19 protein-coding genes and 2 tRNA genes are annotated in these 20,469 nt (G+C 40.6%); 11 read left to right on the forward strand and 10 right to left on the reverse strand.

The annotated features are described in order from the left end of the window. Nucleotides 1-398: 398 nt before the first annotated feature. Genes otnK through PTRA_RS12670 form a run of 5 tightly spaced genes read left to right on the forward strand, consistent with a single transcriptional unit; the run spans nucleotide 399 to nucleotide 5,587 of the window. A complete protein-coding gene (gene otnK / locus PTRA_RS12650) occupies nucleotides 399-1,655 on the forward strand; it encodes a 3-oxo-tetronate kinase (protein WP_058374046.1) in 1,257 nt (418 codons plus the stop codon). Continuing rightward, entirely contained in the window at nucleotides 1,652-2,284 is a 633-nt protein-coding gene (gene otnC / locus PTRA_RS12655) for a 3-oxo-tetronate 4-phosphate decarboxylase (RefSeq protein WP_058374047.1), read from the forward strand. The genes otnK and otnC overlap by 4 nt, the downstream gene beginning before the upstream one ends. Next, nucleotides 2,284-3,060: a 2-oxo-tetronate isomerase gene (gene otnI, locus PTRA_RS12660; protein ID WP_058374048.1), complete on the forward strand. Its 777-nt coding sequence runs from the start codon at nucleotides 2,284-2,286 to the stop codon at nucleotides 3,058-3,060. Before otnC ends, otnI begins: the two co-directional genes overlap by 1 nt. 54 nt (nucleotides 3,061-3,114) lie before the next feature. Next, nucleotides 3,115-4,062 (forward strand): D-erythronate dehydrogenase, encoded by a 948-nt coding sequence (gene denD / locus PTRA_RS12665; RefSeq protein ID WP_058374049.1) that lies wholly within the window; start codon nucleotides 3,115-3,117, stop codon nucleotides 4,060-4,062. A gap of 37 nt (nucleotides 4,063-4,099) precedes the next feature. Further along, entirely contained in the window at nucleotides 4,100-5,587 is a 1,488-nt protein-coding gene (locus tag PTRA_RS12670) for a GntP family permease (RefSeq protein WP_058374050.1), read from the forward strand. Nucleotides 5,588-6,051: 464 nt separating this feature from the next. Here PTRA_RS12670 and PTRA_RS12675 read toward each other — a convergent pair. Continuing rightward, a tRNA-Leu gene (locus PTRA_RS12675) sits at nucleotides 6,052-6,136 on the reverse strand. A gap of 272 nt (nucleotides 6,137-6,408) precedes the next feature. On the opposite strand from PTRA_RS12675, the gene PTRA_RS12680 reads away from it, so the two are divergent. Then, nucleotides 6,409-6,903 carry an RDD family protein gene (locus PTRA_RS12680; protein ID WP_058374051.1) on the forward strand — a complete coding sequence of 165 codons (495 nt, stop codon included), beginning with the start codon at nucleotides 6,409-6,411 and terminating at the stop codon, nucleotides 6,901-6,903. A 111-nt stretch (nucleotides 6,904-7,014) separates the two neighbouring features. On the opposite strand, the gene lptG is transcribed toward PTRA_RS12680, so the two are convergent. Next, on the reverse strand, nucleotides 7,015-8,082 hold the full coding sequence (lptG, locus tag PTRA_RS12685; protein ID WP_058374052.1) for an LPS export ABC transporter permease LptG: 1,068 nt from the start codon (nucleotides 8,080-8,082) through the stop codon (nucleotides 7,015-7,017). Then, the gene (gene lptF / locus PTRA_RS12690; protein WP_011329072.1) at nucleotides 8,079-9,191 is read right to left on the reverse strand and encodes an LPS export ABC transporter permease LptF; all 1,113 of its coding nucleotides are present in this window, start codon (nucleotides 9,189-9,191) and stop codon (nucleotides 8,079-8,081) included. The genes lptG and lptF overlap by 4 nt, the downstream gene beginning before the upstream one ends. A gap of 304 nt (nucleotides 9,192-9,495) precedes the next feature. Between lptF and pepA the strand changes: the two genes are divergently transcribed. The 3 genes from pepA (at nucleotide 9,496) to PTRA_RS12705 (ending at nucleotide 14,521) form a co-directional block, all read left to right on the forward strand. Next, nucleotides 9,496-11,007: a leucyl aminopeptidase gene (gene pepA / locus PTRA_RS12695; protein WP_058374053.1), complete on the forward strand. Its 1,512-nt coding sequence runs from the start codon at nucleotides 9,496-9,498 to the stop codon at nucleotides 11,005-11,007. Between the two features lie 151 nt (nucleotides 11,008-11,158). Then, a complete protein-coding gene (locus PTRA_RS12700) occupies nucleotides 11,159-11,605 on the forward strand; it encodes a DNA polymerase III subunit chi (protein WP_058374054.1) in 447 nt (148 codons plus the stop codon). A 60-nt stretch (nucleotides 11,606-11,665) separates the two neighbouring features. Further along, a complete protein-coding gene (locus PTRA_RS12705) occupies nucleotides 11,666-14,521 on the forward strand; it encodes a valine--tRNA ligase (protein ID WP_058374055.1) in 2,856 nt (951 codons plus the stop codon). A 176-nt stretch (nucleotides 14,522-14,697) separates the two neighbouring features. On the opposite strand, the gene PTRA_RS12710 is transcribed toward PTRA_RS12705, so the two are convergent. Further along, nucleotides 14,698-15,954: an outer membrane protein transport protein gene (locus tag PTRA_RS12710; RefSeq protein ID WP_058374056.1), complete on the reverse strand. Its 1,257-nt coding sequence runs from the start codon at nucleotides 15,952-15,954 to the stop codon at nucleotides 14,698-14,700. A gap of 283 nt (nucleotides 15,955-16,237) precedes the next feature. Between PTRA_RS12710 and PTRA_RS12715 the strand changes: the two genes are divergently transcribed. After that, the gene (locus PTRA_RS12715) at nucleotides 16,238-16,561 is read left to right on the forward strand and encodes a hypothetical protein (protein WP_058374057.1); all 324 of its coding nucleotides are present in this window, start codon (nucleotides 16,238-16,240) and stop codon (nucleotides 16,559-16,561) included. Here PTRA_RS12715 and PTRA_RS12720 read toward each other — a convergent pair. The 6 genes from PTRA_RS12720 to PTRA_RS12745 form a co-directional block, all read right to left on the reverse strand. Next, entirely contained in the window at nucleotides 16,521-17,735 is a 1,215-nt protein-coding gene (locus PTRA_RS12720; protein WP_058374058.1) for an HD-GYP domain-containing protein, read from the reverse strand. The two genes, PTRA_RS12715 and PTRA_RS12720, sit on opposite strands and share 41 nt — an antisense overlap. A gap of 103 nt (nucleotides 17,736-17,838) precedes the next feature. Beyond that, the gene (locus PTRA_RS12725; RefSeq protein WP_058374059.1) at nucleotides 17,839-18,060 is read right to left on the reverse strand and encodes a Rho-binding antiterminator; all 222 of its coding nucleotides are present in this window, start codon (nucleotides 18,058-18,060) and stop codon (nucleotides 17,839-17,841) included. 59 nt (nucleotides 18,061-18,119) lie between these two features. Continuing rightward, a tRNA-Arg gene (locus tag PTRA_RS12730) sits at nucleotides 18,120-18,194 on the reverse strand. 212 nt (nucleotides 18,195-18,406) lie between these two features. Further along, the gene (locus PTRA_RS12735) at nucleotides 18,407-19,213 is read right to left on the reverse strand and encodes a phosphotransferase (RefSeq protein WP_058374060.1); all 807 of its coding nucleotides are present in this window, start codon (nucleotides 19,211-19,213) and stop codon (nucleotides 18,407-18,409) included. A 7-nt stretch (nucleotides 19,214-19,220) separates the two neighbouring features. Next, a complete protein-coding gene (gene pnuC / locus PTRA_RS12740) occupies nucleotides 19,221-19,844 on the reverse strand; it encodes a nicotinamide riboside transporter PnuC (protein WP_058374061.1) in 624 nt (207 codons plus the stop codon). Between the two features lie 36 nt (nucleotides 19,845-19,880). Continuing rightward, nucleotides 19,881-20,132 (reverse strand): hypothetical protein, encoded by a 252-nt coding sequence (locus PTRA_RS12745; RefSeq protein WP_011329082.1) that lies wholly within the window; start codon nucleotides 20,130-20,132, stop codon nucleotides 19,881-19,883. A gap of 95 nt (nucleotides 20,133-20,227) precedes the next feature. Between PTRA_RS12745 and PTRA_RS12750 the strand changes: the two genes are divergently transcribed. Then, nucleotides 20,228-20,467 (forward strand): DUF2960 domain-containing protein, encoded by a 240-nt coding sequence (locus PTRA_RS12750; protein ID WP_011329083.1) that lies wholly within the window; start codon nucleotides 20,228-20,230, stop codon nucleotides 20,465-20,467. Nucleotides 20,468-20,469: the final 2 nt, after the last annotated feature.

Below are 20,469 nucleotides of genomic sequence, written 5' to 3' on the forward strand. Positions count from 1 at the left end.
TTTGCTATTGTTTAAGTTATAAATTTTTATACGGAAAGTAAAAAAACACGCTTTTATTTAATACTTTTCACTACAAACACATTACTAATGGGTATTTTTTGTGAGCTAAAGTGCTTGACGACAAAATAACCTTAACATATAGTCACAATAGTTAACTAGATTTAACAACCCATAGGTCTAACTTCTATTAATGTGAATAAATGAATAGTCATCGCGCTAATAATCGTAGTTACTGACTATAGCGCTATTTTGCTAATGATTTATGTTTTGAATACCACGTAAGAGTTCGACTGCGAATTATCATTTACTAGCATCGCGCTTGGTATGTGCAAAGAAGACAACAGTGCCGTTATAAAGGTTTTTAAAGGTATTAAGTTACCTGGTGTGGAGAAATAATTATGTTACTTGGTGTAATTGCAGACGACTTTACCGGAGCAACCGACATTGCTGGTTTCCTCGTTGAACATGGTATGCGTACGGTACAACTTAACGATGTACCTCACAGTAACACTGTGGTTGACGCGGATGCGGTTGTCGTAAGCCTTAAAACGCGCTCTTGTCCTGTAGAGCAAGCAATAGAGCAAAGCTTAGCCGCATTAAAATGGCTACAACAGCAAGGCTGTCAGCAGTTTTATTTCAAATATTGTTCAACCTTCGATAGTACGGCTAAAGGTAATATTGGCCCGGTAACCGACGCTTTATTAGCGGCACTCGGTGAGTCTTTCACTATTGTCTGCCCTGCTTTGCCAGTGAATGGCCGCACCGTATTTAACGGTCACTTATTTGTACTTGGCGAGCCGCTTAATGAATCGGGTATGCGTAATCACCCGGTAACGCCAATGACCGACTCAAGCTTGGTGCGCTTAATGAATAGCCAGTCGCAAGGAGAAGCCGGTTTAGTAAATTACCAAACCATTGAGCAAGGCGCTGAGGCCATTACTCATCAGTTTGCTGAGCTACAAAGTGCAGGTAAACGCTACGCTGTGGTTGATGCCTTTAATAGTGCACATTTAGCAACCCTAGGCCAAGCGGCTAAGTCGCTAAAATTAGTGACTGGCGGCTCTGGATTAGCAGCCGGCATTGCAAAAAACTGGCAGCAGCAACTACAAGATCAAGGCGAAGCCAAAAAAGCGGGCTACCCAACCAAAGCAGCCACCGTCATATTATCGGGTTCGTGCTCGTTAATGACCAATAAACAAGTTGCAGCTTATAAAACTAAAGCTCCTCACTTCGCGCTCGATATCAACCATTGCTTAAACTTAGATAATTATAGCAACCAAGTATTTGACTGGGTGATTAACAACTTAAATACCCCATTCGCCCCCTTAATTTATGCCACTGCCGATGTTAATGCATTACAAGCAACGCATAAAAAGTATGGTGCCGATGTTTCCAGCCAAGCAGTTGAAAACCTCTTTAGCCAATTAACCATTAAACTTAAAGAATATGGTGTGCGCAATTTTATTGTTGCCGGTGGCGAAACATCTGGCGTTGTTACCCAAAGTTTACAGCTTGATGGCTTTCATATAGGCCCTCAAATTAGCCAAGGTGTGCCATGGGTAAAGGGCATTAATAGCGATATTTCCTTGGCATTAAAATCTGGGAATTTTGGCTCTGAACCTTTCTTTACCCAAGCTCAGGAGTATTTTAAATGAATGAAGCACAATTAAGGCTGCAAGTAGTAGAGCTTGCCCGTTCAATGTTTGAACGTGGGTATGCCACAGGTGGTGCCGGTAATCTTTCGGTAAAGCTGTCTAATGGCCATTTTTTAACAACCCCGACTGGATCTTCATTTGGTCGTTTGGTGGCCGAAGAGCTCTCTGTAGTTGATAAAGATGGAAAACACCTTACAGGTAAGCCGCCCTCTAAAGAGGTGTCTTTTCACTTAGCTATTTACGAAAAAGACCCTAACTGCAATGCAATTGTACACCTACATTCAACGTACTTAACCGCTTTATCTTGCCTTGAAAATTTAGATCCTAGCAATGCAATAAAGGCATTTACACCTTATTACGTAATGCGCGTTGGTGAGTTACCTGTGGTGCCTTATTACCGCCCGGGCGATCCGCAAATAGCTAAAGATTTAGCGAAATTAGCAGGAAAGTATCGGGCATTTTTACTCTCTAATCATGGCCCTATCATTACTGGTAGTGATTTTTTAGATGCAGTAGATAACGCAGAAGAATTAGAAGAAACCGCTAAGCTAGCATTTTTATTACAAGGTAAAGAAACACGTTACCTAACCGACTCAGAAGTAACTGATTTAAAAGGGAGAGGAAAATAATGGCTAAATTTGCAGCAAATCTAACTATGCTTTTTAGTGAAGTCACATTCCTTGAACGCTTTGAACGCGCACACAAAGCAGGCTTTAAAGCCGTTGAATACCTTTTCCCGTATGCTTTTGAAGCACAAGTATTAGCAGATAAATTACAGCAATTTGGATTAGAGCAAGCTTTATTTAATATGCCAGCGGGCGATTGGGATGCTGGTGAGCGCGGCTTTGCAGCCATCCCGGGGCGTGAACAAGAGTTTATGCAAAGTGTTGCAATAGCGCTCGACTACGCCACCGCATTAAATTGTAAAAAAGTACATGCTATGGCTGGTATTGTAAACGCTCAATTTAGCCGTGAGCAGCATGTTGACACATTTATTAAAAACATTCGCTATGCCGCTGATACGTTTGCAAAACATGATATTGAACTGATGATAGAGCCATTAAATAACCGAGATGTGCCTCATTATTTTATTGCTCACCAAAGAGAAGCTGCTGAGTTAATTAAATTAATTGACCGTCCTAATGTGAAGCTGCAACTAGATATTTATCATGCTGCAATAATGGATGGTGATCTGACCCACCTAATTAATGATCTCGCCTCGGTGACAGGGCATATTCAAATCGCCTCTGTACCAGCACGCCATGAGCCCTCTGAAGGGGAAATTAATTACCCACATATATTTAATGTACTAGACGAATCTGGTTATAAAGGCTGGATCGGCTGCGAATACAACCCTAAAAACAACACTGAAGATGGTCTTGAGTGGCTAAAATTCTACTTATAAGCTCTATTTATCAATAACTAATAACACAGTTAATAAACATACAAAGGTATTTACATGAATATTATTATCACCGGTGGTGCTGGTTTTTTAGGCTCAGAGCTACTAAATAACTTGCTACAACAGTTTCCTCAAATTGAAACAATTAAAGTAGTAGACCGTATTAAATTAGACAGCAATTTAATTACCAATAATAAAGTTCACTCTATCGTTGCTGATATTACCGTTAAAGAAGATATAGAAAAAATCATCAATGAACAAACTACTCACGTGTTCCATTTAGCTGCAATTGTTTCAAGCCATGCAGAGGAAGATTTTGAGTTAGGCATGCTGGTTAATTTAAAAGCCACACACATTTTACTCGAGTGCTGTCGCCAAGCTAACCCTAATATTCGTCTTGTTTTTTCAAGCTCACTTGCTGTGTTTGGTGGGGAGCTTCCAGAACAAATTGATTACATGACAGCTATGCAACCTAGTTCTTCGTACGGTACACAAAAAGCAATTTGTGAATTACTCGTCAACGATTACGCTAGAAAAGGCTTTGTTGATGCAGTTACGGTTCGCCTGCCTACTATTTGTATTCGCCCAGGCGTACCTAATAAAGCGGCCTCTTCTTTTGTCAGTGGCATGATACGCGAACCTCTTAAACAGCAAGCATCAAACTGCCCAGTCGATGTTGATTTACCTTTATGGGTATCGAGTCCTAACAGCGTGATTAAAAATATTATTCATGCAAGTCAGCTCGACACAAAACTGTTAAAAGGCTTTCGCACTGTAAATTTACCTGGATTAAAAACATCACCAAAAGAAATGATCGAATGCTTAGTTAAAATAAAAGGCGAGCCCGTTTTAGAGCTCATTAGTTACGAAAAAGATGAAAATGTAGAACGTATTGTTTCTAGTTGGCCACAGTCAATGAATAACGAAAAAGAACTAGCAATAGGATTTGTTAAAGATAAAGACTTTAACTCTATTTTAAATGCTTACTTAGACACCCAAAAATAAAGTAAACCTATTACTTAATAACAAAGAGGTCTCGCGTATGTTACCAATATCTGTAATCGGCTTAATAATAGCCGTATTTGTGTTAATATTTTTAGTATTAAGAACCAGAGTACACGTTTTCATTGCTATGCTTGCAGCTGCCTGTTTGGCTGGTTTAATTGGCGGTTTAAGTGTAAACGAAACGATGGCAGCCATAAGTGATGGCTTTGGTGGCACTTTAGGTGGCATTGGTATTGTTATCGGTTTAGGTGTAATGATGGGGGCTATTTTAGAAGCCTCTGGCGCTGGTGAATCAATAGCCTACAACTTTATTAAGTGGCTAGGTAAGAAAAAAGAAGAAACCGCACTGGCCGTAACTGGTTATATTGTAAGTATTCCTGTGTTTGTTGATAGTGCACTTATTATTCTTTACCCAATTGCCAAATCGTTAGCAAGAACGTCGAATCGCTCTATTTTAACCTTAACAGTATCGCTGGCCGGTGGTTTAGTTGTTGCCCATCACTGTATTCCACCAACACCTGGCCCTTTAGGTGTCGCTAGTATATTTGGCGTAGATTTAGCTTCAATGTTAGGTTTTGGGCTTTTGATTGCCGCTCCTTGCGTATACGGTATTATTCTATACTCACGCTGGCTAGAAAAGCACTTCCCAGAGTTCATTGCTATCCCAACGGTAAGCCACACAGGCGATGGTGCTAAGCAAGTTCACAATGACTACATGGCAACAAAAGAAGCTAAAAATCTCCCTTCACTAACCAAGTCAATTATGCCTATTGTAGTGCCAATTGTATTAATCTTAGTGAAATCGCTTATGGGCCTTGCTGAAAAGCAGTTTGGTATGGACGGGTTATCGGCCAGTACTTTTGGTGCTGTTTTTAACTTTCTTGGCCATCCTATTATCGCACTTTCAATAAGTACTTTATTGGCTGTTTATACATTAACGCCTCATTTGGATAAAGAAACAACAACAACGAAACTAGAAGAAGGCATTACGACTTGCGGTATTATTTTACTTGTAACCGGTGCCGGTGGCGCATTAGGCGCGGTATTACGCGCATCAGGTGCAGGTGCTGAAATTGCCAACCAAATTATTGAGTTATCAATATCACCAATAATGATCCCATTTATTATTGCTACGTTGGTGCGAATTATTCAAGGCAGTGGTACTGTTTCAATGATTACTGCAGCGTCAATCTCTGCGCCAGTACTGCTCGAAATGGAAGGTGTGAATATGTTATTCGCAGCATCAGCAGCAACTATGGGTAGTTTATTTGCGGGCTACTTTAACGATAGCTTATTCCACATTGTTAACCGCTTAATGGGCGTCACTGAAGTTAAAAAGCAACTTGTTATTTGGACAGTGCCAACGACTATTGCTTGGGCTATAGGTGGATCACTTATCATGATTTTGAATCTGTTCTTTGGCAGCCATGGTAGTATTTATGACCCGCTATTCCCTTTATTAGTTTTAGCTGGCTGTTTGTTGTTTGTTAAAAGTCAAAGTAAGCAGCATTTACAAGTAGCTTAATTTCTACTTTTTTTGCAAAATTAACAAGGCCTCTTTATCAAGAGGCCTTGTTATTAGATAAACTTATTACCATGCCATTCCAAGTGACAGTTTACGTCCATTGTTACTTCTACAGCCATAAAAAGTTAGATTGATACCTGAGCAAATAATTCATCCCTGAAGCAGCCTCCATCGTTCATTCATAAACTCACTTCGAGTCACGGCGAAACTACATTTGGGTTCACTCTCGCCCAGCGGCCGGACTTTAACTTATAACAGCGGCACTCTCGCGTGCCGCTTGAGTACGGCAACTCAAATTTTAGGCATAAAAAAAACCCGGCTAAATCTAGCAGGGGCTATCAAAAAGTGGCATCTGCGGCCGGAATTTAACTTATAACAGCGGCACTCCCGCGTGCCGCTCGAGTCCGGAACTCAAATTTTAGGCATAAAAAAACCCCGACCAATTTGATCGGGGCTATAAAAAGTGGTACCAGCGGCCGGACTCGAACCGGCACGCCTTTCGGCAGGGGATTTTGAATCCCCCATGTATACCAATTTCATCACGCTGGCATAATTTTTCTTTAACCTTCTAAATACCAGAAGATAAAGAAAAACCACTTTAGAGCTTAGGTTTATAAAACTGCCTTCGTCTCTATGCTAAGCATTATACAATCAATAAGGGTAGCGGCAAGCGTTTTATGACATAAGTACAATCAACCGCTTAACAATTAAGCAACCATTAACATTTAACTCTGTGCAGCACTTTAATGCCTTACTGAAGAGGTAGTATTTACCAGCCTATTTGCTAAACTAGCGCGCATATTAATAGTGAGAGTATATTTATGTTGAATGAATTTCCACGAGCTGGCTTTTGGCGTCGTTTTGCGTCGTTAGTTTATGATGCCTTGGTCGTAGTTTCTTTATCTATGCTTACTGCCATACTCTACTTTGCAGTCATTCAGCTACTAACATCTTTAGATATGATAGTTAAAACTGACGATCCTGCCGCTTTAATACAAGGCTCCACGTTACTCTCTGGTATTAGAAGCGCGTTGTTTGTTGGAGTAAACGTATTCTTTTTTGCTTATTTTTGGACTAAAAGCGGGCAAACTATTGGCATGCGCGCATGGCGCTTAAAAGTACAAACTCTAGATGGGCAACTTATTAGCTGGCCGCAAGCAATTGTTCGCAGCGTTAGCGCATTACTTGGTTTAGGTAATTTAGTGGTATTGGTTGATTTTAAAAATAAAAAAGCTTTACAAGATTATCTTTCTAAAACCGAGGTTATTGCACTCACCAAAGAAGAAAACAAGCGTATTTACCGTGAGCTTGATTAATTAAAAGTAATATACTGTAATTTATAAGCACAAAAAAGCGTGGCACTTTTATAAAGTAGCCACGCTTTTTTGTTTCAAGGTATCTTGTAACTACCCATTTTATAACTAGTTTTATGCGCGTTTATTCATTAAGTAGGCAGCAAAGCCGGTAAATATAATGCTAGGCACTACAGCGCCAATAAACGCAGGTATTTGATACACCATAACCACAGGACCAAATATTTCGTTAGTTAGGTGAAACACTATACCCGTAACTACGCCCATTATTATACGTGCGCCCATAGTGACGGTACGCAGCGGGCCAAATATAAACGACAGTGCAACTAGCAACATTACGGCGATAGATATTGGCTGCATAAGTTTGCGCCAAAGCGCGAGTTCATACGTGCTGGTATCTTGATCGTTTTGCTCTAAATAGCCTAAGTAAGACCATAACCCAGTAAACGACAGCGACTCAGGTTTAACCGACACCACACCCAGCTTTTCAGCAGTAAGTTGTGATGGGTAAAACTCCTCAGGCACTTGCTCTGTAGTAATAAGCTCATCACTTATTTTTACTTTATTGACGCCGCGCAGTAACCAGCCGTTTTCGCGACTTAGCGCATCTTTTGCTTTTGTTATTTGTGTAAGCGATAGCGACTGATCAAAGTGATACATATGCACACCATTTAATTTACCATTTTGATCTACATCTTCTATATTAATAAAATTATTACCGTCTTTTGCCCACACGCCTTTTTGCGCATTAAAAACATCGCCACCATGAATTGCCTGGTTACGCATTTCTTTAGCTTGTAATTGCGCCTCGGGTACTCCCCACTCGCCTAACGCCATCATACATAGCGCCATAAATACGGCGGTTTTCATTACCGAGCTTATAATTTGTAAGCGCGACATACCTGCTGCATGCATTACCACCAGCTCGCTGTTTGAGGCAAGCGCCCCTAAACCAGTTAAGCCACCAATGAGCGCGGCCATCGGAAAAAACACCACCAAATCGCCCGGTATTGTGTAAAGCGTGTAGAGCATCGCGGTCATTAAGTCGTAACTACCACGGCCAACTGACTTTAACTGGTCGATAAATTTAATTAAGGTGCTAATGCCTACCAGTACCAATAATGCAAAGCCGGTGGTTTGTAAAATGCTGCGACCTAAATACCAATCAAGGGTTTTCATCATGCGCCTAACTCCCGCTTAGTAATTACCGCTTTAAGCCAAGCGCCAAGTGGTCGCCCTTTAATTATTAATAGCCCGCCAATAAATAAGGCACTTAAGTGAATCCACCAAAGGCCAATAGAGGGAGGTATTTTGCCATCTTCAACAGCAAATTTAGCAGCGTTTAGTAAAATAAAATAACCTAAGTACAAGCTAATTGCGGGCACTAACTTAGCAAATTTACCTTGGCGTGGGTTAACCACACTTAACGGTACTGCTAATAGTGTAAGCAGAGGAATAGAAAGTGGTATAGCAATACGCCATTGCCACTGCGCGGTAGCCTCTGGAGTATTAAGTGCCAACAATTGATTAGTAGGAATTGCTTCTAATTTACGGCGTTGGTGCTCTATTTCTTGCTCTCGTATTTGTACACTATAACCGTCAAACTCGGTTAAATTGAGCGCAGGCGTTAAGCCATCAGTTTCATAGCGTTTGCCGTCGCTAAGAACAAGTTGTTGTTCGCCATTTTGCGCTTCAATTACAACTCCTTGCTCTGCATAAACTAGGCGTGCAAGGTTGTCTTTTTCGCTATCGGGGAGTTGCGCAACAAATACTTTATTAAGCTCTTTTCCACCGTTTTCAATGTTATGAATAAATACCACGGCTTTTTCGTTACCGGTTTGCTGAAAGCGACCAGCTCTTAATGCCGACAATCCTGCATCGGCTTTAGCTTGCTCTTTTAATTGGTACTCTTGCTCGCTTGCCCAAGGGGCTACATGCATAGTGAGCGCGGCGGCTAAAATAGCCAACCCCACACTTGATATAAGCGTCACTCTAACCACATACCATTCACTTACACCACAGGCTTTAAGCACGGTCATTTCGCTATCGGCGTAGATACGGCTGTAGGCCAAAATTATGCCTAAAAATATACTCAACGGTAAAATTAACGAGGCTAACTGCGGCAATTTAAGTGCGATCATCGATAGCACTAATTTAGCAGGAATACTGCCCTCAGAGGCATCGCCTAAAATACTAACTAACTTTTGCGACAAAAAAATGGTCATCAAAGTTAAAAATACGGCGACCTGCGATTTTAAAACCTCAGCAGTCAAATAACGAAAAATAAGCAATAGTCGCCCCTGTTAAACATGGTGTGTCACTGTAATAGTGAACGTTTATAGTTAGTCATAATTTTACTCAGCGTTGCCGAGCATAGATCTAATATTATAAGCCATGAAAATTAATTATCCTACCTAACAACACGATATAATGTTGCATTAGTGACCCTTAAGCAGATAAAGTTCAATTACACAGTAAGAGTCGGGCAAAATCAGCTAAGATTAGAGCTACACCTAAATAATTTAGGTATATAAGACTAAAAATATTTTTAGTTTCTGCTTAGCTTCTAAAGATGACTCAAAATCAGGAGTGACAATGGAATTTAACGTAAAAAGTGGTAGCCCAGAAAAACAACGTAGCGCATGTATTGTAGTTGGTGTATACGAGCCTCGTCGGTTATCCCCCATTGGTGAACAACTCGATAAAATCAGTGATGGTTATATCTCAAATTTACTTCGCCGAGGTGACCTAGAAGGAAAACCGGGCCAAGTTTTATTATTGCACCATGTACCTAATATTTTAAGCGAGCGCATATTGCTTGTAGGGTGTGGTAAAGAGCGCGAGCTTGACGATAAGCAATATAAACAAATTATTTCTAAAACAATAAATACCTTAAACGACACCGGCTCTATGGAAGCGGTATGCTTTTTAACAGAGCAACACGTTAAAGGTCGCGATACCTACTGGAAAGTACGCCAAGCGGTAGAAACCACCCAAGATTGTTTATACACCTTTAATCAACTAAAAAGTAAAACAGTAGACCCACGTCGTCCGCTGCGTAAAATGGTGTTTAATGTTCCAACGCGTCGCGAGCTAACTATAGGCGAAAGCGCTATTGAGCATGGTTTGGCTATTGCTGCAGGTAGTAAGCTGTGTAAAGACGTAGCAAATATGCCACCTAATATTTGTAATCCTGCGTATTTAGGCGAGCAAGCACAACAGCTAGCAACTAATTTTGACAATATTACTGTTGATCTAATCGGCGAAGAGCAAATGGCTGAGCTAGGTATGAACTCTTACTTAGCTGTTGGTCGCGGTAGTGTTAACGAATCGGTTATGTCGGTAATTAACTACAAAGGTGGCGCAGACGATCAAGCTCCTATCGTATTAGTTGGTAAAGGCTTAACCTTCGATTCGGGCGGTATTTCATTAAAACCTGGCGAAGGTATGGACGAAATGAAATACGACATGGGCGGGGCTGCAGGTGTTATTGGTGCAATGCGTGCACTGGCACAAATGCAGTTACCTATTAATGTGATTGGTATTTTAGCCGGCTGCGAAAATATGCCGGGGCCAAATGCATATCGTCCAGGTGACATTTTAACCACTATGTCGGGGCAAACCGTTGAAGTATTAAATACTGATGCCGAAGGCCGCTTAGTATTATGTGATGCACTAACCTATGTAGAGCGTTTTGAGCCAGAAACCGTTATTGATGTAGCCACATTAACAGGTGCTTGTATTGTAGCACTAGGCGCACATGCAACCGGTTTACTCTCTAACCATAACCCACTTGCGCATGAGTTGTTAAAAGCATCGGAGCAAAGTGGCGACCGTGCATGGCAACTACCGCTATGGGACGACTATCAAGATCAACTAGAGAGCCCATTTGCCGACTTTACTAACTTAGGGGGCCGTGCAGCTGGTACTATTACCGCAGCGTGTTTTTTATCTAAGTTTACTAAAAAGTACAACTGGGCACATTTAGATATTGCAGGCACAGCCTGGCGCAGTGGCGCTAAAAAAGGCGCAACAGGCCGTCCTGTTCCTATGCTTACTCAATATTTATTAAACAGAGCCGGCGTAAGCGAAGCCGCTCAAGATTAAGCATACCACTTAGCTACTTAATAAGGCGCCGTTTGGCGCCTTATTTATTTGGGTATTAATTGAAGCAAAACCCGTTATATGGCAAAATCAGCCTCTTAATTTATGTGTATTAACTAGCGACACATTCAATGTCATGGGAAACCCCGATACAATGAACATGAACGCCCAATTTTTCGTTCTAAAGCAACAAGATGAGTCGCTGGCTAAGCCTGATGATCATTTTGCTTTGGCGGCTCAAATTGCCGCTGATCAGTATCGGCTTGGCCAACGTGTATTTATTTGTGTAGATAACGAAAATACCGCCTTTGCCATTGATGAAACACTTTGGGCATTTGATCCCGACAGTTTTGTACCTCACAACCTACAAGGTGAAGGCCCAAAAGGCGGCGCACCGGTAGAAATTGGTACTACGCCCCCTGTTGGCAATCGTAAAGTTTTAATTAACTTGGCTAATAACTTACCGGATTTTATTCGCCGCTTTAACCAAGTTTTTGATTTTGTACCCGTAGAAGCCGTTGCTAAACAAGCAGCTCGCGAGCGTTTTAAAAAGCTACGCCAACTCGGTGCCAACATCACCACGCAAGATATTAATAACTAAAAACACTTTTAGTAAAATAGCTAACCAACTAATTTAAGTACTTATTTAAGGTTCTGTGTAATGGATAAAACCTACAATCCGCAAGATATTGAACAGTCTCTATACCAAGGCTGGGAAGAAAAAGGCTACTTTAAACCATCTGGCCAAGGCGTCCCGTATTCAATTATGATCCCGCCGCCAAATGTCACTGGTAGCTTACACATGGGCCACGCTTTCCAAGACACTATAATGGATACCTTAACGCGCTTTAAACGTATGCAAGGTAACAATACATTATGGCAAGTAGGTACTGACCACGCAGGTATTGCAACGCAAATGTTGGTTGAGCGTAAACTGCATGCTGAAGAAGGTAAAACACGCCACGATTTAGGCCGCGAAGATTTTATTAATAAAATCTGGGAATGGAAAAAAGAATCGGGCGGCACAATCACTAAGCAACTTCGTCGTCTTGGCGCATCGGTTGATTGGGATCGCGAACGCTTTACCATGGACGATGGCCTATCTGAAGCCGTTAAAGAAGTGTTTGTACGCCTGCACAAAGAAAACCTAATTTACCGTGGCAAACGCCTAGTAAACTGGGATCCTAAATTACATACTGCTATTTCTGATCTTGAAGTTGAAAACAAAGACAAGCAAGGTCACATGTGGAACTTACGTTATCCACTAGCCGACGGTGTTAAAACGCAAGATGGTAAAGACTACATAGTAGTAGCAACAACTCGTCCAGAAACTATGCTGGGCGACTCGGGCGTTGCAGTAAACCCTGATGACGAACGCTACTTAGATTTAATTGGTAAAGAGATTTTATTACCCATTGTTAATCGCCGTATTAAAATTGTCGCCGATGAACATGCCGATAAAGATAAAGGCACGGGCTGTGTAAAAATAACCCCAGCGCACGACTTTAACGATAATGAAGTGGGCAAGCGTCATCAAATGCCGATGATCAACATTTTCGATAAAGACGCCGCTATTCTTACTCAAGGCGAAACCTATAGTTTTGATGGCAAAGAACTTGAGTTTGATGCGCCAATTCCTGAGCGCCTACACGGGCTTGACCGTTTTGCTGCGCGTAAAGCGATTGTAGCTGAATTTGAAGAACTAGGCTTACTTGAAAAAATTGAAGATCATGGTTTAACCGTTCCTTACGGCGACCGTTCGGGTGTGGTAATTGAGCCACTGCTTACCGATCAATGGTATGTACGCGTTGCACCTCTTGCAGAGCCGGCTAAAGAAGCGGTTAAAAACGGCGACATTCAATTTGTACCTAAACAATACGAAAACATGTACTTTTCGTGGATGAACGACGTACAAGATTGGTGTATTTCACGCCAGCTTTGGTGGGGCCACCGCATTCCAGCTTGGTACGACAGCGAAGGCAACGTATTTGTTGGTCGCGATGAAGCTGAAGTTCGCCGCGAAAACAACATTGCAGACAGCGTAACATTAAGCCAAGATGAAGACGTACTAGATACCTGGTTCTCATCAGCGCTTTGGACGTTCTCAACTCAAGGTTGGCCTGCAAACACTGATGATTTAAAAACCTTCCACCCGTCTGACGTATTGGTAACTGGTTTTGATATTATTTTCTTCTGGGTTGCACGCATGATCATGATGACGCTGCACTTTATAAAAGACGAAAATGGCAAACCACAAGTGCCGTTTAAAACCGTGTATGTAACTGGTTTAATACGTGACGACAACGGCGATAAAATGTCTAAGTCAAAAGGTAACGTACTTGATCCACTGGACATGATTGACGGCATTGAACTTGAAGAGTTAGTACAAAAGCGTACTGGTAACATGATGCAGCCAAAACTAGCGGCTAAAATCGAAAAAGATACTCGCAAAGTATTCGCTGGCGGCATTGAAGCACATGGCACCGACGCCCTTCGCTTTACGCTTGCAGCAATGGCCTCTACCGGTCGCGATATTAACTGGGACATGAACCGCCTTGAAGGTTACCGTAACTTCTGTAACAAACTATGGAACGCGAGTCGTTACGTATTAATGAACACAGAAGAGCAAGACTGTGGCTTTGCAACCGATGCACAAAAAGAGTTGTCGTTAGCCGATCGCTGGATTTTAGGTCAATTTGAGTCAACTGTTAAAAGTTATACTGAGCATTTAGATAATTACCGCTTTGACTTAGCAGCTAACACGCTGTACGAGTTTACTTGGCACCAATTTTGCGATTGGTACTTAGAGCTAACTAAACCGGTATTATTTAAAGGCAGTGAAGAGCAGCAACGTGGCACACGTAATACACTAATTACCGTACTTGAAAGCTTGTTGCGTTTAATGCACCCAATGATGCCATACATCACCGAAACTATTTGGCAACGTGTAGCACCACTTGCAGGCCTTGAAACAGAGAACACCAGTATTATGGTACAAGCATTCCCTGTTTATAATGCAGCTAGCGTTGATGCCAAAGCAATGGACGATTTAGAATGGGTTAAACAATTCATTTTAGCAATTCGTAACATTCGTGGTGAAATGGACATTAGCCCAAGTAAGCCGCTTAGCGTACTACTTGCAAATGCTTCGAGCGACGACGTGCGCCGCATTGAGGAGAACAACTCATTTTTAGCATCACTTGCAAAAATTGAAGAGTTCACCATGCTTGAAAATAAAGATGATGCGCCTGCGTGTGCAGCATCTTATGTTGGTAATCTTGAAATTATGATCCCAATGGCGGGTTTAATTGACGTAGAAGCCGAGCTTTCACGTATTAATAAACAACTCGAAAAAGCCGAAAAAGGCCTAGCACAAGTGCAAAACAAACTCGCTAACGAAAAGTTTGTTAACAACGCACCAGAAGCGGTACTTGCTAAAGAAAATGCCAAACTAGCTGAGTTTAGCGACGCTAAAACCAAGCTACTTGAGCAAAAAGCAAAAATAGAAAGCTTATAATTTAGTTTCCGGGCATTAGCCCGGAACATTTTTATAGGCATTAAAAAAGCCGCGCTATGTAATTTCATAGCGCGGCTTTTTTGTGGCTCTAAGCTCTAAGCTCTAAGCTCTAGGCTCTAGGCTCTAGGCTCTAGGCTCTAGGCTCTAGGCTCTAGGCTCTAGGCTCTAGGCAAGTATTAAAATCTATAGTTGTACTGTGCGCCAACTAATACAGCATGACCTTTTGATTCAAAAGACCACTGCTGACCAAGCTTATCAGTTTCTGTAAAGTTCTGTGTTTTACCGCGTAGTACACTCACACCTAAATCAAAGTCTGAATGCTGATCAATTGCATAGTTACCACCAAACGAAAACCAAAAACGGTCTGTATCTGGGATAGAAATCGACATATGGTTTTTATCAGCTGGCGACTCATCAAACGCAACACCGGCACGTAATAATAGGTTTTCACTGTATTGGTAATCAGAGCCAATTGCGTAACGCATAGAATCTGAGTAGTTTTCTTCTTTTGTAAATGCAGGAATTGGAGCACCTATATCAGCTTCTAGCTTGTCAAAGCTACTCCAACCTGTCCACATTACACTGTAGTGTAAACCAAGCTTTTCATCTAACTGGTGCGAACCAGAAAATTCAGCAATAGCTGGTAACGTAATTTCAACACTACCAGGAATTGACGCACCTTCTGTACCACCTAATGCTGCTGGTAATTCGCTTGAGAAAGTTCCCTCAAAAGTAATATCGGTTTCGCTGCGGTAGTTAAAACCAAAGCGGCTGTTTTCATCAAGTTGATACATTAAGCCTAAATTTAAACCTAAACCAGTATCGTCACCTTCTAAGTGAACTGCATCAGTTGAAGCTGGAATTGGTGTTGGTGATGCGCCAAACTTACGAATTATCGTTGCATCTGCATAAATATAGTTTAAGCCAATACCAAAGCTAAATTGCTCTGTTACTTTATAAGCAACACTGGCATTTAAGTTAACCGTTACAATTTCAGTTTCACCGGCGATTTGACCTGCAGCATAGTCACCATTAAATTCTGTGGCTAAGCCAAAGTTAGAAAATGCACCAAAGCCAACAGACACTTTATCGTTAACTGGCATGGTAAAGTAACCCGCAGGTACAATTGCATTAGGAGCGATGCTGTCATTATTTAGTACGCTTGGATCCATACCGTTATTTGTATCAGTACCTTTTAAGCTTACATCAGGAAGTACAGCAATACCCGCCACTGATATTTGTTTTTCTTTAAATAGTGACATTAATGCTGGGTTACGAGCTACTACAGACGCATCGTCTGCGATTGAAGCTTCACCTGCATAGGCGCGACCGAGTCCTGAGGCATTTTGCTCAGATAACTGAAATGCTGCAGCAAAACTATCTGCTGAAACAAGTACCAGCGACGCGGCGATTAGAGTTTTAGTAAATTTCATTGTTGTTTCCTTAACCAAACTTATTGTTCGGGTAGCTATGTGTGTTGTTATTAGGATTTCAAACCTGATTACACTACATTAATTTTTTATAAAAAACTCTACAAACACGTCAAAAAACAGTAAAAAACACGTTTTTTAACGACCATTTAACAACTTATTAAAACTCATCGGACTAGAACTGTGCTATTAGAGCACAAGCTCTAATTGTAATTGATTCTCATTTGGATTGACTTGAAGTGCGCTGCAATCTACACTCTCTATAAAACTATAGTGAGGGAAAACGGTGAGTATTTTACTTATTTTGGCTGGGCTTATTTTTTGTGGCGCTAGTGTGTTTTGTTTTTATAAAGCAAACTATTGTGCGTGTACGCGTGCTGGGCAGTGTGATAATCCCGTTAATCACTTTTGGCTGGGCGCTATTACTTGTGCATTAATCTCGCTAACATTTTGCTGTTTAGCACTGCATGTAGAGCTAGGTACTTTATTGTGGTTAACATTAATGGCAAGTTGCTTTTTAGGTGCGTTTATTTCGGCTAAAAAAAGCCAAAAACGCAAATGTGCTAACGCTATAAAAGTAAATGCTCTTTTAATAAACGAGACAAGTTAATCTGATAATCAAGGGGTTTAACACTGGCAATAATTTTAAGTTTTTCACTAGCTTCACTCAAATCAATATCTTTTGGCGTAACATGATGGCCATGTTTCGCATTATAAAATAACTTAACCTTAGGTTTAATTGGGTTAAGGTTATTTCCTTCAAGTACTAATGCTAAGCGTTCATTGGTCAGCTTTACAATAGTGCCTACCGGGTGTACTCCCAAGCACTTAATAAATAGCTGCACTAATTCAGCATCAAACAGCTGCTTATTGGCAAGTAAATAACGCAGTGCATTAATTGGCTCGTCACCATTTTGATGAGGCCTATCTGCTGTTATCGCGTCGTATACATCTACAATTGCCATTATACGAGCAGGACGACTTAGCTTATCAGCACTTATACCACGTGGGTAGCCAGAACCATCTAACCGTTCGTGATGGTTTACTATCATGTCCATCATTAATGACGCTATTCCTTTTTCGCCTTTAACTAAACCTAAACTTTGTACAACATGTTTTTTTATTGCAGCAAACTCATTATTAGTTACTTTAGTCTGCTTTGATAATATACCCTGCGGCACTTTTGCCTGACCTAAATCATGCAGCAATGCCCCCATTGCAAGCTGCTGCACAGTAGACTCTTCATAGCCTAAGTATTTAGCAAATACTGCTGCAAAAATGGCGCAGTTGATCATATGACGCCAATTATAGCTGTGTTTGTCTTTAAGGCGGGTAAGAATGGTCATTGCATTGGGGTTTCTAAATACCGATGCCACTATTTCACCGGCAATTTCATCTAATACATTTAAATTAAGCGTGAGCCCTGCTGTTAAGTCACCATATAAAGCCTGTATTTTGCGATTATGCTGCTCATAGCTTACGCTCGCTTTTGCAAACTCTTGCTCTACCGATATAGCGACAGCAGCTTTAGCTGGCTTTTCTTGGCTGCTAGCTACTTTAGCTTTATTTTGTGGTTTGTATTTGGCGGGTATCTCAACATCACTCTTAGTAAAATCAATTAGTAGCTCTAGCACCCCTTCTGTTACTAAACGCTTAATTATTGACTTATCACGCACTAGTCCACTGGTTTTGATTTTTATACTACTAATGCTTTCATGCTGCTTGGTAACATTGTCAACAAACATGCCAGGGACAAGCTCAGATATAGGTAAAGTGATAAGCATAAGTGCGGGAGGTTCTACAATTATAAGGTGTGTCTCTTAAATAGCACTTTTCAACCTTAAATGTCTACTTTTAAAGTTTTTACTAGTAATAAATAGCTACAAACTAAGCGAGTGAAATCGTTTTAATTTTATCTAGCCGTATTTTTATTATTTTGTTTGTTGGCTCTTGCAGCACCAAAAACTCGCCTTCGCCTTTAATGTTCTCTAAGGTTTTAGCAACACCCACTAAGGTTTGGGTATCTAATGTGATAGTCACTTTATTTGCACGCATGCAATAAAGCTCAAGCTGATCGTAGTCGCCACATTTAATTGGTAGATAAGTCATGTTGAATATTTTTTAAAGGATAATACTAAAAGTTAGCAAGTGTATTAGAGGAATGCAAATGGCGCTCTCGGTAGGGATCGAACCTACAACTCAGCCTCCGGAGGGCCACGTGATATCCATTTCACCACGAGAGCACATTTGTTGCCGCCACATCAACTCGCGATATCAATGCTTTGGCATGCGTAATGATAAAGACATCTAAAGGTAAATGCTAGCGCCATTCGCTCATATGCTTATTATTTAAACGCTTTTAAATAAAAGACTTAGTGGTAGTTGGTAAATTAGCTATTTGTTGCTAAAAAAGCCAAGTGGGCCACTAGCTTAAATTAGCCACTTAAGAGATAAGTTAATGTTGCAGCGCTATCAATGCGTCTAATTGCGCGCACAGGGGCATCACTTTTTCATTTATTGAGCGAGCGCTATACCAGCAAATACATAGTACTAAAAGCACTATTTGATAATACTCTAGCTTATTAATACAGCAGTAAAAGCGTTGCGAAAGCGGTAACTGCTGTTGATACGTTTTAAGTAACTGTTGCTTACCCTCCCTGTTTAGTTCAAAGCTTACAGCTATTGCGGCTAAATCAAAGTAAACGTCGTTGGTTTGTGCGTACTCAAAGTCGATTAAAAACATGCCCTGCGGGTTTTCTATGATGTTTTCTTTTACTAAGTCATTATGACAAAACCCTTCATCACGTGGTAGTTTTGCTATTTGTGCTACCGCCACATCTACAGTTTGGCTATATCGTTGATATAATGCTGTATGTTGATAAAAATCCAGCTCTTGCTTTATATTCATCGCCTCGCTAACTACATTATGACAATGTAAACCAACCAACTTTTTAATTAGCTCAGGGGTACAATTGCTTTGGGCTGTGTCGCCTTCTATGTATTCAAAAATAGCGAGCCTGTTAGCTTTGTCTAACCAAAGTGGTTTAGGGCACAGTTGCTGCTGCGCAAATCGAGCTTGTGCAGCTAAGCCTAATGTTGGCCAGTGATCGCGGTAACTTTTTAATAAATAAGCATACTGTTGATTATTTAGTGCAGCGCGCACTAAAAAGTTGTCATTGCTTAAACCACTATGTAATCGCTCACTACTAAGTAGTGTTAATTGTGCATTAAACCCGTTGATAATATTGCTAATTGACTGCATGAATGTCTTATAACTGCGCTATCGGTTTAGCTTGTTTTTGCTCGTACTCTTCGTACCAGGTTTTAAATCCCCACGCAGCCACTATGGTGTAAAAAATAAAGAGCGCGAGCGTTGGGTAGTAGCCTTTTTCGTAATATAAATACATAGACGCGGCATCTATTACAATCCAATACAGCCAATTTTCGAGTACTTTTTTTGCCACTAAATAAGTGGTAACTACCGCAAAACAGGTTGTAAAGCTATCAAGGTAAGCAAAGTCTGCATGGGTGTAATTTTTCATAAAGTAACCAATGGCAAGAGCAACTATGCTGGTCACTATTATCAATATTATATGACGATTCATTGACCATGAGGTAATGCTTAAACTATCGTTGCTAGCTTTGCCTTTACGCCACACTAGCCAACCAAACACCGCCATATACATATAATAAAAATGCAGTAATGACTCCATTAACAATGCACCATTCCAATACATAATAGTATAAATAAGGGTGCTAAAAAAAGCGGCTGGCCAACACCATAAACTCTCTTTTATTGCTAATAATAAATAAGCCATAGACAGCCCCACTGCAATATATTCCCAATGCGACATTGCTGTAAAACCGCTTAAGGTTTGTGTTAAAAAGTCCATATTGTGTGGTTCCGTGTTACTAATATATATTAGCCGTTATTGTGGAGACAAATCGCCAGATAGAAATTTACATACAAAAATAGCTTTACCAAACTCTTCATACGAGCGTTTAATTTCAGTACTTAACACTTGCATTACTAAATCGTAATCACCAAATATTTGCGTTGATAAGGTATTAGTAATTACTTTTAAATTATCGTACTCGTTTAAGCGATCTATAAAGCCTTTTATAAACGGGATATAGTCTTGATGAAGTGGGTACTTGCTGATCTCTACTGTTAATTTCATTTTTTATCTCTTTATTATTTCATTTAAAAAAATCATTCAATGGTGATTCAATACAGTGTAAAATCACCCTAATTCGCAATCGAAATGAGCTTAATATGGCACGCAGAATAACCTATACATTTAAAAACCAACCGCGCGAAATTAATTTCGCTAAAGATAAATACCACGACATGTATCAGGCAATTGCCGCCGCTGAAGGTATCGATCTTACTAATTACTTATCTATGGTACAGCAAATCGAAATGACTTCGAAAGGCTCAGCGTCGGTGCGTAACTTTCGCGATCAAGAGTTTGCCCGTATGGGCTTTAGCGATATTTACTTTATAAAAGAGTAATA

It is taken from the genome of Pseudoalteromonas translucida KMM 520 (genome assembly GCF_001465295.1).
GTDB lineage: Bacteria > Pseudomonadota > Gammaproteobacteria > Enterobacterales > Alteromonadaceae > Pseudoalteromonas > Pseudoalteromonas translucida.